This window comes from Microbacterium sp. NPDC079356, from assembly GCF_049545465.1.
Classification (GTDB): domain Bacteria; phylum Actinomycetota; class Actinomycetes; order Actinomycetales; family Microbacteriaceae; genus Microbacterium; species Microbacterium gawkjiense.
In genome coordinates, this window is the sequence record NZ_JBMWDN010000006.1 from 37,319 (window position 1) to 52,741 (window position 15,423).

Sequence of the window (15,423 nt, forward strand, 5' to 3'; positions counted from 1 at the left end):
CCCCGCTCAGACGAGGTCGCGCCAGTCGACCTGCTCCTCGTCGTCCTCGTCGGGGAGGGGCAGATCGGCGGTGACGACCGGAACGGCCATCGTCTCGGTCGGCGGCCCCATCACGGTCGCCTCGTCGCGGCGGTGACGGAGGACGTCGTCGATGTACGACGACAGGACCTCCGCGATCGGGATCGACGTACCGCGCGCCTGCGACATGTACCACCGGTGCTCCAGCACTTGGTGGAACACCTCGGCGGGCTCGAGCTTGCTCCGCAGCTCCCACGGGATCGCCTTGACCACCGGCTCGAACACCCGCGTGAGCCACTCGTGCGCGACCATCTCCTCGTCGCTGCCGAGGCGCGAGACTCGGGCGGCGAACTCGTCCATGTCGTTGAGCAGACGGCGCGCCTGGTTCTCTTCGACGTCGAGACCCGTCAGGCGCAGGAGGCGGCGCTGGTGGTGGCCGGCATCCACCACCTTCGGCTGGATGAGGACCTTCGTGCCGTCGGCGGTCTCGTCGATCGACATCTCGCCGATGTCGAAGCCGAGGCCGTTCAACCGCTGCACCCGCTCGGTGATGCGCCAGGTCTCGTTCGCGGCGAACGTCTCGGTCTCCGTCAGGGCGCTCCACAGGGAGCGGTACGAGGACATGATGCCGTCGGCGATGGCGACGGCATCCACACCGCCCTCTAGGCGGCCACCGGCTTCGAGGTCCATGATCTCGCCGGCGATGTTCGTGCGGGCGACGTCGAGGTCGTGCTCGCGCTGACCCCGCGTGAGGCCGCCCTCGTGCAGTTCGCCCGTCTCGGCATCCACCAGGTACGCGGCGAAGGCCCCGGCATCCCGTCGGAACAGCGTGTTCGACAGCGACACGTCGCCCCAGAAGAAGCCGACGTTGTGCAGGCGCACGAGCAGGGCCGCCAGTGCGTCGACCAGCCGCGTCGCCGTGTCGGGACGCAGCACCTGGGTGAACAGGGCGCGGTAGGGGAGGGAGAAGCGCAGGTGCGCGGTGACGAGCGCGGCCGGGAGCGGCTCGCCCTTGGGTGTCCGCCGCCCGTCGATGACCGCCACCCGACTCACGCAGGGCACGTCGAGCCGGCCGAGCGAGCCGAGCATCTCGTACTCCCGGCGCGCCATCTCGGCGGTCGTCTCCTTCACCGCGATCACCCGCCCCGACAGGCTCGCGAATCGCACGAGGTGGCGGGAGAGGCCTTTGGGGAGCGAGACGATCGCGTCGCTCGGCCACTCGCCGAGCGGGGTCGACCAGGGCAGGGCGAGGAGCCCTGCGTCGACGCTGCTGGCGGTGATGCTCAGGGAATGGACCACGCGGTGACCTCCGGCTGACGCGCCGCGGCGCGGGAGGTCCGGAGACCTTCCCGCGCCGCGGTCCTGCTGATGATGACGATCAGGCCGAGACGACCGGCTTGTCGTTGAGGCGGTCGCCCGACTCGATGTCGAACGCGTGGACGTGGCCCGGCTTGGCGGCCAGCGTGACCGTCTCGCCCGCGTTCGGGTGGTTGCGGCCGTCGACACGGGCGACGACGTCGGTGCGCTTGCCGTCGATGTCGACGTGACCGTACAGGTAGCCGTCGGCGCCGAGCTCCTCGACGAGGTCGACCTGAACCGCGAGGCCGCGACCGTCGGCGGGGCCGACCTCGAGGTCCTCGGGGCGCACACCCACGGTGACCTGGCTGCCGGTGGCGCGGCCGACGGTGTCGCGGTCGAGGGGGACGACCTCGGTGCCGAACTGGATGCCGCCGTCGGCGAGGCTCGCCGGGAACAGGTTCATGGCAGGCGAGCCGATGAAGCCGGCGACGAAGACGTTGTTCGGCTTCTCGTAGAGGTCGCGCGGGGTGCCGACCTGCTGGAGCAGACCGTCCTTGAGGACCGCGATGCGGTCACCCATCGTGAGGGCCTCGGTCTGGTCGTGCGTGACGTAGACCGTGGTGACGCCGAGGCGACGCTGCAGCGACGCGATCTGCGTGCGCGTCTGGACGCGGAGCTTGGCGTCGAGGTTCGACAGCGGCTCGTCCATGAGGAAGACCTGGGGCTGGCGGACGATGGCGCGACCCATGGCGACACGCTGACGCTGACCACCCGAGAGGGCCTTCGGCTTGCGGGTCAGGTACTGCTCGAGGTCGAGGAGCTTGGCGGCCTCGAGGACGCGGGCGGCGCGCTCCTCCTTGCCGACGCCGGCGATCTTGAGCGCGAAGCCCATGTTCTCGGCGACGGTCATGTGCGGGTACAGCGCGTAGTTCTGGAAGACCATCGCGATGTCGCGGTCCTTCGGCGGGACGTCGGTGACGTCGCGGTCGCCGATGCGGATCGAGCCGGAGTTGACCTCCTCGAGACCCGCGAGCATGCGCAGGGAGGTGGACTTACCGCAGCCGGACGGGCCGACGAGGACGAGGAATTCGCCGTCGGCGACCTCGAGGTTGAGCTTGTCGACCGCGGGGCGGGTTCCACCGGGGTACAGACGGGTTGCGTTGTCGAACGTGACGGACGCCATTGTTTCTTCTCCTTCACCGGCAGGTACGTGCCGGACGATCCGTAGTGAAGCGAGCGGGGACGACCCCGCACACCCGCCATCGGGTGCGTCTTCAGTATGGCACGGGAGGGCCGCGAGAGGGGATGCGGTCTCGTCAGCCTTTTTCCAGCGCGTCTGACTAACATCGACCGTGCGCCACCCCCGAGCGCCGGGCCCTACGGCCACCACAGATCTTCCCGAGGTTTCATGTCCACCGATTCCGGCGACACTCCGTCATCCGCGACCGACCGCCGCGAGGCCGTGCGAGAGAAGGCGCAGCGCGTCCACATCCGCCAATCGCGCGCGCGGATCGCTCGTCGCATCTCGCTCGGCGTCCTGGCGACCGCGGCCGTCGCCGCCGTCGCGACCGTCGTCGTGTGGTCGGTCACGTCGACAATGGGCGGACGCGACCTGACCCCGAGCACCGCATCATCGGACGGCTTCGCGGTCAGCGACGTCACGGGCGTCGCGGCGGACCAGGGCGCGATCGACGAGAGCGCCGTCGAGGCGACCCCGGGGTCGGACAAGGCGGCGACGCCGGCACCGACGGCATCCCCGACCGCTGCTCCCGTCGACATCCGCGTCTACGTCGACTACCTCTCGCCGGGTGCGCGCGAATGGCAGCTCGCCAATGTCGACCAGCTCACCACGTGGGTCGACCAGGGAGCCGCGACCCTCAGCTACCATCCGGTGTCGATGCTCACGGCCAAGTCCAACGGCACGAAGTACTCGCTGCGCGCCGCCGCGGCGGCGGCCTGCGTCGCGACCCACGACGAGAGCGTCTTCTTCGCGTACAACACCGAGCTGCTCACGCGTCAGCCGGCGATGGACACGGACGGATTCTCCGACGTCGAGCTCGCCGACCTGGCGCAGGCCGTCGGCGCGAGCGACCCCGAGAAGCTGCGGTCGTGCATCGAGGACGGCGACTTCATCGAGTGGGCGAAGGATGCCACGGAGCGCGCGATCGCGGGCATCCCCGACACCGACGGTCTGGAGCTCACCGGCACGCCGATGATCCTCGTCAACGGCCAGCCCTACATGGGTGCACTGTCGGACGCCGCGGAGTTCTCCCAGTTCGTGCTGACGAGCGCGAGCGACGCGTTCTACACCGAGCAGACCCCGACCCCCACGCCGACGGCACGGGCGGATACGCCGACGCCCACCGCGCCTGCGGAGTGACCGGCGCGGCCCGGATAGACTGGGCCACCTGCCGGCTTGGCGCAATTGGTAGCGCACCGTACTTGTAATACGGGGGTTGCAGGTTCAAGTCCTGTAGCCGGCACCATCGTTCTGCGTCGACCCGTACTTGTCATACGGGGGTTGCAGGTTCACGTCCTGTAGCCGGCACCATCGCTGTGCGTCGACCCGTACTTGTCATACGGGGGTTGCAGGTTCACGTCCTGTAGCCGGCATGCCTCATGCGCTGTCAGGCGGCAGGTGCGGGCTCACTCGGCTTCTGCGCTGAGCCGCTCCGCGTCGCGCTCGACGAGCCACGACCACAGTTGTTTGCGGAGCTGTGAGAGAGCGCCCTGTGATCCCCACGGAACCCGCAGGAGCATGTGGGCGGTGGCGACGTCGATCCAGAATCCGACCGTCCCCGGTTCCCAGATGCTGTGCTCGATAGGCCGCGGGCGTGTAGCGACATCGAAGGCAGCGGCTTCCGTGGTGGCCGTGAAGGTCCACAGTGCGACGGGTAGGAACGAGGCAGGCTCCACGTGTACGACGTCAGCATGAGGCTGAGGACGGCCGTTCGAAAGCTCTCGCAGATCCGCCGGCCAGTCGCGCAGATCGTCTTCATCGGTGACATCCGTCCAGCGCTCGATCGCCTCGGCGAGAGCGACTGCAGTCCGCGCGCTCAGGCGGAAACCGAACCAGCCCACAGTCGCCTGCGGGCCTGCGACGAACCAGGCTCGACGGGCGTGCGCCCAAACCTCGGCCGCCTCGTCGTCAGGCCACGGCTGTTGCGCCGCCGCCGGGACGAAGAGGTGGATCTGCCAACCCTCGGTCATGACCGCGCGGCGATCCTGCTCATGTCACGACGAGAACGCGTGCGGGTATGCGCGGGCGGCGGGTGGATGCGGAACATCGGCGCTCACGCCACGGGCGTCTCGGCCTCACGAGGCGTGACGCGGACCTCCGCGATGCGCTGGCGGTCCATGGCGGTCACCTGGATCGTCGCGCCGTCGACGTCAATCGTGTCGCCCACGACCGCGAGGCGACCGAGCCGCTCGGTCACGAATCCGGCGACCGTGTCCGAGGCGCCGCGGGGGAGCGTGATCCCCGTCGCCTCGGAGAAGTCCTGCAGGTTGAGGCGCCCGTCGATGATCTCGCGATCACCCACGGGGGCGACGGCGTCGTCGTACTCGTCGAAGATCTCACCGACGACCTCCTCCACGAGGTCCTCGAGGGTCACGATGCCGTCCGTACCGCCGTACTCGTCGACGACGACCGCGATCTGGTGCCCCTCCGCCCGCATCTTCGTCAGCGTCGGGAGGGCGCGCGCCGTCGACGGGAAGTAGGGGATCGGCCGGACGATGCTGGACAGGGGGGCCGCCGCATCCGCAGCCGCCTCGAACAGATCCCGGACGTGCACGAAGCCGACGATGTCGTCGATGGACGTGTCGGCCACGGGGTACCGCGAGAACGGCAGTTCGTGCACGGCGGAGATGGCCTCGCCGATCGTCGCGCTGTCGTCGAGGGAGGTGACGTCGGGACGCGGTCGCATGACTTCGCTCAGCTGTCGCTCCCGCAGCGAGAGGACGTCCTCCAGGATGCGGCGCTCGTCCTCGGGCAGACCCTCGTGGCTCGCGACGATGTCGCGGACCTCCTCATCCGTCATCTCCTCACCCGTCTTGTGCGGGTCTCCGCCGAGGAGGCGCACGAGGGCGTTCGTCGATACCGACAGCAGCCAGATGACCGGCCTCATCACCTTGGCGAACCCGTCGAGGACGGGCGCGACGACGTAGGCGAACTGGGCGTTCCGCTGGATGGCGAGACGCTTCGGCACGAGCTCGCCGAGCACGAGCGACAGGTAAGCGATGAGCAGCGTGAGGATCAGCGTCGCGATCGTCAGAGCCAAGCCCGGGTCTGCGCCCCACGACTCGATGAGCGGCGCCACCGACGGGGCGATCGAGGTCGCGCCGTACGCGGCGGACGCGAAGCCTGCCACCGTGACGCCGATCTGCACCGCCGAGAGGAACGTGTTGGGGTTGCGGGCGAGGCCCGCCACCTTCTGCCCACGTTTGCCGCGCGCGGCGATCGCGTTGATCTGGCTCTCCCGCAGGGTCACCAGCGCCATCTCGGTCGCCGCGAATACCCCGCCCACCAGGACGAACACCACGACGAGGGCGATGTTGAGGGCCAGATCGTTCATCGAGTCACCTCGATGCCGTCGGTCTCAGTGATGGGCGGGATCGTATGATCGCTGTCCATCGGTCAGCGGTGCTCCTTCGTTTCTGCGGGGGAGGGGGTCGAGGTCGGTGCGCCGGCGTCCAGCTCGCGGTCGCGGTCGCGACGTGTCTTGGCGAGGCTCGCCACCGTCGCGACGACGATCGTGGCGGCGATGAACAGGAGCGAGAACCAGATCGGGATCTCGGGAACCCAGAGCATCGGCTCGCCGCCGTTGATGAACGGCAGCTCGTTGACGTGCATGGCGTGCAGGACGAGCTTCACACCGATGAAGGCGAGGATGACGGCCAGGCCCTGTGCGAGGTACACGAGGCGCTCGAGCAGACCGCCGATGAGGAAGTACAGCTGACGCAGACCCATGAGGGCGAACGCGTTGGCCGTGAACACGATGTACGCCTCGTTGGTGAGACCGTAGATCGCGGGGATCGAGTCGACCGCGAAGATGAGGTCGACGAAGCCGATCGCGATGATCACCAGCAGCATCGGGGTGACGAAGCGCTTACCGGCCTTCTTGACCGTGAGCTTGTCGCCGTTGTACTCGTCGCTGACGGGCAGGATGCGGCGGACGAACTGCATGAACTTGCCGTTGGCCGGGTCGGACTCACCGTGTGCGAACGCCTGACGGTAGGCGAGGAACAGCAGCAGCGCGCCGAAGACGTAGAAGATCCACGAGAAGTTCTCGATGAGCGCGGCGCCGACGGCGATGAACGCGCCCCGCATGATGAGCGCGATGACGATGCCGATCATCAGCACCTTCTGCTGGTACTTCTTCGGCACCGCGAACCCGGTCATGACGATGAGGAAGACGAAGAGGTTGTCGATCGACAGCGCCTTCTCGGTCAGGTACCCGGCGAAGTACTCGCCCGAGTACACCCAGCCCCAGCCCGGGATGAGGCCGATGACGACACCGAAGATCAGCGCGAGACCGATGTAGAACGCGGACCAGCGCGCCGACTCGCCGATCGACGGTTCATGCGGCTTGCGGACGTGCGCGAAGAATTCGTAGACGAAGAAGGCGATCGTGACGGCGATCGTGATGCCCCAGACGAGAGGGGTGATTTCCACAGGAGTCTCCTCAATGGCGTGATGAAAGGACGCCAGAGTCTTCTCCATCCCGAGTGATCGGGACCGGTGGTCCGGGATGCACCTTCACATCCGTAATGACGAACCGACCGTCGTGGAGTACTCCCCCTGGGACTGAAAATGTTACGGGATCGGCGCGGGCAAAACTGACAATTGCCTGACGCGGCCGAGCCTGCTAGCCGCGGGAGGGTTCCTTGAGATCGTCGCTCGCGTACGGCGCCGGCGCCGGCGCGTGCGCGTACGGGATGAACCAGCTGGCGAAGTCCAGCGGAGGTGTCGCGGCGGCGGCATCCCGCTTGCTGATCGCATCCTGCTCGACGAAGAGGGATTCCGCATCGAGGTCCTGGAACAGCACGGTGTCCAGGTGCTCGCGCCAGCCCTCCGGCAGGTCGCCGGTGAGGCGTTCGGCGCTGCGCGCCGCCTCGTCGAGCACGAGCTTCAGCGCCAGCTCGTGGGCGACGGTGGGAGGGTACACGGGTGAGGCGCTGAGCCGGGAGGTGACCTCGATCGTGGCGGCGAGGAACTTCTGCGCGAACGCCCGGTCGTAGTGCGTCGCGTACTGCGGGGGCAGTTGCGAGATCACGTGCGTCTCTCGCCAGGCGGATCGCGTGTCGGCCGCGTCCGCCAGCTGGCGGACATCGTCGAAAAGGCAGTCGACGACCAGGACGGAGGCGTTCCAGACGAGCCCCTTGATGATCGTCCGCTGGCGCAGCTCGGATGCCGTCGCCTCGGTCGTCGGTCCGCCGAAGAGTTCGTCCAGTGCCCAGTCGATCCCCGCCAGGCGCGCACCCGCCCGGGCGACCCGCGCGGTGTCGGAGGATCCTTCCGGAACCTCGCCCGACGTGCCCTCCCACTCCGAGTCGACGATCGAGGAGTTGGTGGATTCGATGCGCACCAGCTGCTGCGCGCCGTCGGCCACCGACACCTCGATCAGCGACAGCAGCGCGTCCTCGGCATCCATCGACGACGCGGACATCCGTGACGCGTCATCCATGCCGCCGACGAGATCGTCGGGGTGCGCGCAGACGAGGTCGAGGTCGATGCGGACCGCCGCGCGGTAGCGGGGAACGGGTGCCATGGGGGCATCGTACCCACGGCCCCGCTTACAGTGTCAGTCCGCGTCGGCCAGTCCCAGGACGTCGAGGAGCCAGGCGAGCTCGAACGCGCGCTCGCGCCACGAGTTGTACCGCCCGCTGACGCCACCGTGCCCCGCCACCATCTCGCATTTGAGCAGGGCGTCCGCACCGACCTCGCGCAGCCGCGCGACCCACTTCGCCGGCTCGACGTAGAGCACCCGGGTGTCGTTGAGCGAGGTGACGGCGAGGATGCGGGGGTACCGGACGCCCTCCTGCACGTTCTCGTAAGGGGTGTACGACTTCATGTAGGCGTACACGTCGGCGTCGCGGAGCGGGTCGCCCCACTCGTCCCACTCGATCACGGTGAGCGGGAGGGACGGGTCGAGGATCGTCGTCAGCGCGTCGACGAACGGGACGCCGGCGAGGATGCCCGCGAACAGGTCCGGGGCGAGGTTCGCCACGGCGCCCATGAGCAGACCGCCGGCGGAGCCGCCCTCCGCGACCAGGCCGTCGGGGGAGGTGTACCCCTCGGCGACGAGGTGACGGCCGACGGCGACGAAGTCCGTGAAGGTGTTCCGCTTGTGCAGCAGCTTGCCCTCCTCGTACCACTGGCGCCCCATCTCGCCACCGCCGCGGACGTGGGCGATCGCGAAGATCACGCCGCGGTCCAGCATCGACAGGCGGGCGACCGAGAATCCGGGCTCGATGGAGTGCTCGTACGAGCCGTAGCCGTAGAGGTGCACGGGGCGGGGCGCCGCTCCCGGTTCGCCGAACGACCGCTTCCACACGAGAGAAACGGGGACGCGCGTGCCGTCGTCGGCGGTCGCCCAGACCCGTTCCTGACCGTAGTCGGCCGGGTCGTACCCGCCGAGGACCGGCTGGCTCTTGCGCAGCAGGAGCTCGCCCGTCGCCACGACGTAGTCGTACACCGTGCCGGGCGTCACGAACGAGGCGTAACCGAGACGGATGACCGGGGGCGCCCACTCCGACGATCCGCTCGCGCCGGCGGCGTACAGCGGCTCGTCGAAGGCGATCTCGGTGACCTCATCGGTGGCGTAGTCGAGGATCCCGACGCGCGCGAGGCCCTCGCGGCGGTACTCGACGACCGCCCAGTCGCGGTAGGCGGACGCGTCGAGCAACCGCCGACCCGGCTGGTGCGGCAGCACGACGTGCCGCTGCCCGGTGGGGTCGGATGCCGCTACCCGCACCAGCTCGAAGTCCAGCGCGCCGTCGTTGTGGAGGATGTAGAGCACGTCCTCCCCGTCGATCACCGCGTGGGTCAGCGAGTACTCGACGCCCTCGCGGCGAGGCCACACCGATCGGGGCTCCGCCGTGAGGTCGTCGGCCGGGACGAGGAACTCCTCCGAGGTGATGGAGGACCCCACCCCGATGACGAGGAAGCGGTCGCTGCGCGTGAAGCCGGCGCCGACCCAGTACCGCTCGTCGGGTTCGGTGAAGATGACGCGGTCGGATGCGGCATCCGTCCCCACTTCGTGCAGCCAGACGGTGTCGGGTCGCCAGGCGTCGTCGACGGTCGTGTAGACGACGTGACGACCGTCGGGGGAGAAGACCGCGCCGGAGAAGGTGTTCTCGATGACGTCGGCGAGGTCGTCGCCGGTCACCAGGTCGCGGATGCGGAGGGTGTAGCGCTCGTCACCGGCGACGTCGACGGCGTACAGCATCCGGGTGCCGTCGTTCGAGACGTCGAGGCTGCCGAGGGAGAAGAAGTCGTGGCCCTCGGCCTCGACGTTGCCGTCCAGGAGCACCTGCTCGCCGGGGACGTCGGTGTCGGGGGAGAGCACGGGCGGCGTCCAGTCCGCGACGTCCGCGATGGGGGCGCGGCAGTTGATGCCGTACTGCTTGCCCTCGACGGTGCGGCCGTAGTACCACCACCGCCCGCGGCGCGAGGGGACGGAGAGGTCGGTTTCGAGCGTGCGGCCCTTGATCTCCTCGAAGATCCGCTCGCGGAGGCCGGCGAGGTGCGCCGTACGGCTGTCGGTGTAGTCGTTCTCCGCCTCGAGGTGGCCGATGACGGTCTCGTCGTCCTTCGCGCGCAGCCACTCGTAGGGGTCCGAGACGGCGTCTCCGTGGTGCGTGCGGGTGAACGGGCGGCGGTCGGCGACGGGCGGTGTCACGGCTACGGAGGTCACCCGACCACGCTAACCGACCCTCGCGGGCGCGCGCGGGTTATGCCATGGCGGATCGTGTGCGAGGATTTCCCAGGCCCGATTGAACCCCTGGTGACGTCTGGGTGAACTTTTCGTTCGCAACGCCGATCGCCGCGGCACCCGTTCCCCCGATTCCCGACGGAAAGCGAACTGTGGAGACCGCAGCACTCATCGTCGTCCTGGTCATCGCACTGGCACTCTTCTTCGACTTCACCAACGGCTTCCACGACACGGCGAACGCGATGGCGACGCCGATCGCGACGGGCGCACTCAAGCCCAAGGTCGCGGTGCTGCTGGCTGCCATCCTCAACCTCGTCGGCGCATTCCTGTCGACGGAGGTCGCCAAGACGATCTCGGGCGGCATGATCCGCGAGGATCAGCTCTCCCCCTCGATCTTCCCCGCGATCATCTTCGCCGGGCTGATCGGCGCCATCACGTGGAACATGCTCACCTGGCTGCTCGGCCTTCCCTCGAGCTCCTCGCACGCACTCTTCGGCGGCCTCATCGGGGCGACGATCGTCGGCGCGTCCGTCAGCGCGATCAACGTCGGTGTCGTCCTGTCGAAGGTCGTGCTCCCCGCCCTCATCGCCCCCCTCACGGCCGGCATCATCGCCTTCGCCGCCACGAAGATCGCTTACGCCGTCACCCGCCGCTACGACAACAAGCCGGACGGCCGCGACGGCTTCCGCTGGGGTCAGATCTTCACGTCGTCGCTCGTCGCCCTCGCGCACGGCACCAACGACGCGCAGAAGACGATGGGCGTCATCACCCTCGCCCTCATCACGGTCGGCTGGCAGACGCAGTCCGAGCCCGAGCTCTGGGTCATCTTCGCGTGCGCGTTCACGATCGCTCTCGGCACGTACATGGGCGGGTGGCGCATCATCCGCACGCTCGGCAAGGGCCTCACCGACGTCAAGCCCGCACAGGGCTTCTCGGCGGAGGCATCCACCGCGTCGACGATCCTCGCCTCGAGCGCGCTCGGCTTCGCCCTGTCGACGACGCAGGTCGCCTCGGGGTCCGTCATCGGGTCGGGCCTCGGTCGCCGCGGGTCGAGCGTGCGCTGGCGCACCGTCGGGCGCATCACGGTCGGGTGGGTCCTCACGCTTCCGGCCGCCGGCATCGTCGGTGCACTGGCCGCCCTCCTCATCGTCGGACTCGAGAACCTCTTCGGCGAGGGACCGGGTGAGCTGATCGGCGTCATCATCGGCGCCGTCGTGGCCGTCGCCGTCGTGCTCGCGATCTTCCTGCGGTCCCGGCGCAACGAGGTCACCGCGGCGAACGCGATGAGCAGCGAGGTGGCCGACTCGGGTGCCGCCGTCGGTCTCACGGAGGAACCGCCCCCCACACGCCGTCAGCAGCGCGTCGCGCAGTCCGCCGCCGCATCCGACGAGGAGGGAACCCGATGAGCGTCGACGTCAACTGGCTCGCCTTCGTCCAGGTCTTCGTCGCGGCGCTCCTCGCCGCCGCGACCGTGGTCGCCTTCTACGCGATCGGTCTGCGTCTGCTCGTTCGGGCGGGACGGGTGCCGGTGGTCATCCCGGCCACCTTCACCGACGCGCTGACCGTGATGACGCCCAAGGAGCAGAAGCGGGCCGCCAAGGCCGCCAGGAAGGCCGCCAAGAAGAACCCGCTGAGCCCGGCGCAGAAGCGCATCGCCCTCGTCGGGGCGTACGCCGCGTTCGCGGTCTGCGGCCTGGTCGTGCTGGGCGGGCTCCTGCTCATCCTGTTCAACCACTGATCGCCGCGCGTCCGGGGGCGTCAATAGGCTGGGTGGCATGCAGCCCGTCTCCTTCGGCCGCCATGCGCCCGCCGTCCGCACGATCGTCCATCTGAGCGACACCCATCTGCTCGCCGGCGATCGCCCGCTCGGCGGCGCCTACGACGCCACGGGAGGTGTCGCGGCGGCCCTCGCAGCCGTCGAGCGCACCGGCATCCGCCCCGACGCGATCGTCGTGACGGGCGATCTCACCGACCTGGGAGAGCCCGCCGCCTACCGCCGGCTGCGCGAGCTCGTGGAACCGATGGCCGAGCAGCTGGATGCGCCGGTCGTGTGGGTCGCGGGCAATCACGACGAGCGACCCGCCCTGCGGGAGGGGCTCTTCGATGAGCCGGGCTCCGAAGCGCCGCTCACCGCGGTCCACGACCTGGGCGGGCTGCGACTGGTCGTCCTCGACTCCACCGTCCCCGGCTGGCATCACGGCCTCGTCGATGCGGCGCAGCGCGAGTGGCTCCGGGAGGTGCTCGCCGAGCCGGCGCCGCTCGGCACGCTACTCGCGTTGCACCATCCGCCTATCCCGAGCCACATCCCGTTCTTCGACATCCTCGAGCTCCGGGAGCAGGACGAGCTGGCGGCCGTGCTCGCCGGCACCGACGTGCGCGGCATCCTGGGCGGTCACCTGCACTACTCGACCTCGGGCACCTTCGCCGGCATCCCCGTGAGCGTCGCCTCCGCGACCTGCTACACGATGAACCTGCAGCGACCGGCGAGCGAGGTGAACGGGATGGATGCCGGACAGTCCTTCCACCTCGTCCACGTGTACGACGACACGATCACGCACACGGTCGTCCCCGTGGTCGAGGCGCCGACGGGGGACTACTTCTCGGCCGAGTGGGTGGAGCGGATGGCCGCCCTCACGCCCGACGAGCGCCTCGAGGCCTTCTCCCGCAAGCCCGCCTGAGCCTCTTGACTTCGCGCGCACTCGAAGTCCTACCGTGAGGGCATGTCCCTCCTCTCCACCTCTGCCGGCGCCTCCATCGCCGAAGCGGCGGACGCGACCGGCGTCAGCGCGCACGCCCTCCGCTACGACGAACGTGCGGGCCTGATGCTGCATCCCGTGGACCGGACATCCTCGACCCACCGGCGCTACTCGGACGCGGACCTCGCCTGGATCCGCTTCCTCACGCGGCTCCGCTGGACCGGGATGCCGATCGCCACCATGCGTCGCTACACCGAGCTCGTGCGCGAGGGGGACGCGACGATCGCGGAACGGCGTCGACTGCTCGTCGAGCACCGGGAGGTCGTCCGCCGCCGGCTCGAGGAGGTCACGCTGAGTCTCGCCGTCATCGACCACAAGATCGACATCTACGACAAGGAGATCACCGCATCATGAAGACCACCGCACTCGGCCAGAACGGTTCCCGGGTCGGCCGCATCGGCCTCGGACTCATGGGGATCCCGAGGCCGAGCTGCTGCCCGCGCTGCGCGAGCTCGGCATCGGGTTCGTGCCGTACTCGCCGCTCGGTCGCGGCTTCCTGACAGGTCGGATCCGCTTGGTCGACCAGCTCGACGAGAACGACTTCCGTCGGAACAACCCGCGGTTCGAGGACGAGGCGCTCGCCGCCAACCTGCGGATCGTGGACGTCATCGAAGGCGTCGCGGGTGAGGTGGACGCGACCCCCGCTCAGGTCGCGCTCGCCTGGCTGCTCGCGCAGGGCGAGGACATCGTGCCCATCCCGGGTACGCGCAAGCTCGAGCGCGTCGACGAGAACATCGGCGCCACCGAGCTCGCGCTCTCGGACGACCAGCTGCGCCGGCTGAGCGAGGTCGCGCCGGCGGCCGGCGACCGCTACGCCGACATGTCGAGCGTCAACCGCTGAGGTCGGCGGGGTGCGGGGATAGGCTCGTCCTATCCCCGCACCCTGTGACCCACAAGGACACCGCAATGGCACCTGACGCGATGACGCGTACCGAGACCGACTCCCTGGGATCGATGGAGATCCCCGCCGACGCCTACTGGGGCATCCACACTGCGAGAGCGCTCGAGAACTTCCCGATCTCGATGCGGCCCATCTCCGTCTACCGCGACCTCGTCGTCGCCCTCGCGATGGTCAAGCAGGCCTCCGCGCGCGCCAACAAGGAGATCGGCGTGCTGGAGGCATCCCGCGCCGACCTCATCGACCGTGCGGCGCAGCGCGTCATCGACGGCGAGTTCCACGACCAGTTCGTCGTGGGCGTCATCCAGGGCGGGGCCGGCACCTCGACCAACATGAACGCGAACGAGGTCATCACCAACGTCGCGCTCGAGATGGCCGGCCGTGAGAAAGGCGACTACGCGTTCCTCTCGCCGATCGACCACACGAACCGCAGTCAGTCGACGAACGACGTCTACCCGACGGCGATCAAGGTCGGCCTCGGCCTCGACCTGCAGTCCCTCCTCGAGGAGCTCGACCTGCTGCGGCAGGCCTTCCTGAAGAAGGCCGACGAGTTCCACGACGTGCTCAAGGTCGGCCGCACCCAGTTGCAGGATGCCGTGCCCATGACGCTCGGGCAGGAGTTCCACGGCTTCGCGACGACGCTGGGGGAGGACTACCACCGGCTCCGCGAGAACGCGTACCTGCTCTACGAGATCAACATGGGTGCGACGGCCATCGGCACCGGTATCACGACGCACCCCGACTACTCCGGCTCGGTGCTCCGCCACCTGCGCGGGATCAGCGGTCTCGACCTCGAGACCGCCGAGGACCTCGTGGAGTCGACGAGCGACACCGGCGCCTTCATGTCGTTCTCGTCGTCGCTCAAGCGCAACGCCATCAAGCTCTCCAAGATCAGTAACGACCTGCGGCTCCTCTCGAGCGGCCCGCAGGCGGGCTTCGGCGAGATCAACCTCCCGCCCCGACAGGCCGGCTCGAGCATCATGCCCGGCAAGGTGAACCCGGTCATCCCCGAGGTCGTCAACCAGGTCGCCTTCGCCGTCGCGGGCGCCGACCTGACGGTGACGATGGCCGTCGAGGGCGGGCAGCTGCAGCTGAACGCGTTCGAGCCGGTGATCGCGCACTCGATCTTCCAGTCGATCACCTGGATGCGTCGCGGTATGCGCACGCTGCGGGTCAACTGCGTCGACGGCATCACGGCCAACCGCGAACGCCTCGGGACGATGGTCGGGTCGTCGGTCGGCGTCATCACGGCACTGACGCCCTTCATCGGCTACACCGCCGCCGCGGCCCTGGCCAAGACTGCGCTGCTCACCAAGCGGAACGTCGGCGACCTCGTCGTCGAGGCCGGCCTGATGTCGCGCGACGAGGTGGACAAGCAGCTGTCGCCGGCACGCCTGTCGGGGCTGCAGGCGGTCACGCGGGCCATCCCCGTTATCACGAAACCGGGTGACGTGGAGCAGCACTGATTGCCGGTTGTCTGGGAGAACGGTGAACGCTAGCGTCGGGGTCGTAATCC

At 68.9% G+C, this 15,423-nt stretch carries 14 protein-coding genes and 1 tRNA gene; 8 read left to right on the forward strand and 7 right to left on the reverse strand.

Features of this window, described 5'->3' with window-relative positions; all coding sequences use genetic code 11:
- Positions 1-6: 6 nt before the first annotated feature.
- Positions 7-1,317, reverse strand: coding sequence for a DUF4032 domain-containing protein (locus tag ACPEH0_RS12800; protein ID WP_217531415.1), 1,311 nt, complete (start codon positions 1,315-1,317; stop codon positions 7-9).
- 79 nt (positions 1,318-1,396) lie between these two features.
- Positions 1,397-2,500, reverse strand: a complete 1,104-nt coding sequence (locus ACPEH0_RS12805; RefSeq protein WP_217531414.1) for an ABC transporter ATP-binding protein — start codon at positions 2,498-2,500, stop codon at positions 1,397-1,399.
- A gap of 225 nt (positions 2,501-2,725) precedes the next feature.
- Between ACPEH0_RS12805 and ACPEH0_RS12810 the strand changes: the two genes are divergently transcribed.
- A complete protein-coding gene (locus ACPEH0_RS12810; protein ID WP_366214345.1) occupies positions 2,726-3,697 on the forward strand; it encodes a DsbA family protein in 972 nt (323 codons plus the stop codon).
- A gap of 30 nt (positions 3,698-3,727) precedes the next feature.
- Positions 3,728-3,803 (forward strand) — tRNA-Thr (locus ACPEH0_RS12815).
- A 160-nt stretch (positions 3,804-3,963) separates the two neighbouring features.
- On the opposite strand, the gene ACPEH0_RS12820 is transcribed toward ACPEH0_RS12815, so the two are convergent.
- The 5 genes from ACPEH0_RS12820 to ACPEH0_RS12840 form a co-directional block, all read right to left on the reverse strand.
- A complete protein-coding gene (locus tag ACPEH0_RS12820; protein WP_217531412.1) occupies positions 3,964-4,527 on the reverse strand; it encodes a hypothetical protein in 564 nt (187 codons plus the stop codon).
- 83 nt (positions 4,528-4,610) lie between these two features.
- The gene (locus ACPEH0_RS12825) at positions 4,611-5,891 is read right to left on the reverse strand and encodes a hemolysin family protein (protein WP_366214346.1); all 1,281 of its coding nucleotides are present in this window, start codon (positions 5,889-5,891) and stop codon (positions 4,611-4,613) included.
- A 62-nt stretch (positions 5,892-5,953) separates the two neighbouring features.
- Positions 5,954-6,991, reverse strand: a complete 1,038-nt coding sequence (locus ACPEH0_RS12830) for a TerC family protein (RefSeq protein ID WP_366214347.1) — start codon at positions 6,989-6,991, stop codon at positions 5,954-5,956.
- Positions 6,992-7,184: 193 nt separating this feature from the next.
- Positions 7,185-8,087 carry a hypothetical protein gene (locus tag ACPEH0_RS12835; RefSeq protein ID WP_217531409.1) on the reverse strand — a complete coding sequence of 301 codons (903 nt, stop codon included), beginning with the start codon at positions 8,085-8,087 and terminating at the stop codon, positions 7,185-7,187.
- Positions 8,088-8,120: 33 nt separating this feature from the next.
- The gene (locus ACPEH0_RS12840; RefSeq protein ID WP_366214392.1) at positions 8,121-10,220 is read right to left on the reverse strand and encodes a S9 family peptidase; all 2,100 of its coding nucleotides are present in this window, start codon (positions 10,218-10,220) and stop codon (positions 8,121-8,123) included.
- Between the two features lie 185 nt (positions 10,221-10,405).
- Here ACPEH0_RS12840 and ACPEH0_RS12845 point away from each other — a divergent pair, with 185 nt between their 5' ends.
- From ACPEH0_RS12845 to ACPEH0_RS12870, 6 genes are all read left to right on the forward strand, one after another.
- Positions 10,406-11,659, forward strand: coding sequence for an inorganic phosphate transporter (locus ACPEH0_RS12845; protein WP_217531408.1), 1,254 nt, complete (start codon positions 10,406-10,408; stop codon positions 11,657-11,659).
- Complete coding sequence (locus ACPEH0_RS12850; RefSeq protein ID WP_217531407.1) at positions 11,656-11,991, forward strand: peptidase; 336 nt, start codon at positions 11,656-11,658, stop codon at positions 11,989-11,991. Before ACPEH0_RS12845 ends, ACPEH0_RS12850 begins: the two co-directional genes overlap by 4 nt.
- A 37-nt stretch (positions 11,992-12,028) precedes the next feature.
- Positions 12,029-12,931: a phosphodiesterase gene (locus ACPEH0_RS12855; protein ID WP_217531406.1), complete on the forward strand. Its 903-nt coding sequence runs from the start codon at positions 12,029-12,031 to the stop codon at positions 12,929-12,931.
- 42 nt (positions 12,932-12,973) lie between these two features.
- Positions 12,974-13,363: a MerR family transcriptional regulator gene (locus tag ACPEH0_RS12860; RefSeq protein ID WP_217531405.1), complete on the forward strand. Its 390-nt coding sequence runs from the start codon at positions 12,974-12,976 to the stop codon at positions 13,361-13,363.
- A gap of 76 nt (positions 13,364-13,439) precedes the next feature.
- Entirely contained in the window at positions 13,440-13,850 is a 411-nt protein-coding gene (locus ACPEH0_RS12865) for an aldo/keto reductase (RefSeq protein WP_366214393.1), read from the forward strand.
- Positions 13,851-13,915: 65 nt separating this feature from the next.
- A complete protein-coding gene (locus ACPEH0_RS12870) occupies positions 13,916-15,373 on the forward strand; it encodes an aspartate ammonia-lyase (RefSeq protein ID WP_217531404.1) in 1,458 nt (485 codons plus the stop codon).
- Positions 15,374-15,423 lie beyond the last annotated feature (50 nt).

What these genes read in the sequence shown, in the direction of transcription:
- ACPEH0_RS12805 (WP_217531414.1), bottom strand. Translation starts at nt 2,500, where the DNA reads ATGGCGTCCGTCACGTTCGACAACGCAACCCGTCTGTACCCCGGTGGA.
- ACPEH0_RS12810 (WP_366214345.1), top strand. Translation starts at nt 2,726, where the DNA reads ATGTCCACCGATTCCGGCGACACTCCGTCATCCGCGACCGACCGCCGC.
- ACPEH0_RS12820 (WP_217531412.1), bottom strand. Translation starts at nt 4,527, where the DNA reads ATGACCGAGGGTTGGCAGATCCACCTCTTCGTCCCGGCGGCGGCGCAA.
- ACPEH0_RS12825 (WP_366214346.1), bottom strand. Translation starts at nt 5,891, where the DNA reads ATGAACGATCTGGCCCTCAACATCGCCCTCGTCGTGGTGTTCGTCCTG.
- ACPEH0_RS12835 (WP_217531409.1), bottom strand. Translation starts at nt 8,087, where the DNA reads ATGGCACCCGTTCCCCGCTACCGCGCGGCGGTCCGCATCGACCTCGAC.
- ACPEH0_RS12850 (WP_217531407.1), top strand. Translation starts at nt 11,656, where the DNA reads ATGAGCGTCGACGTCAACTGGCTCGCCTTCGTCCAGGTCTTCGTCGCG.
- ACPEH0_RS12855 (WP_217531406.1), top strand. Translation starts at nt 12,029, where the DNA reads ATGCAGCCCGTCTCCTTCGGCCGCCATGCGCCCGCCGTCCGCACGATC.
- ACPEH0_RS12860 (WP_217531405.1), top strand. Translation starts at nt 12,974, where the DNA reads ATGTCCCTCCTCTCCACCTCTGCCGGCGCCTCCATCGCCGAAGCGGCG.
- ACPEH0_RS12870 (WP_217531404.1), top strand. Translation starts at nt 13,916, where the DNA reads ATGGCACCTGACGCGATGACGCGTACCGAGACCGACTCCCTGGGATCG.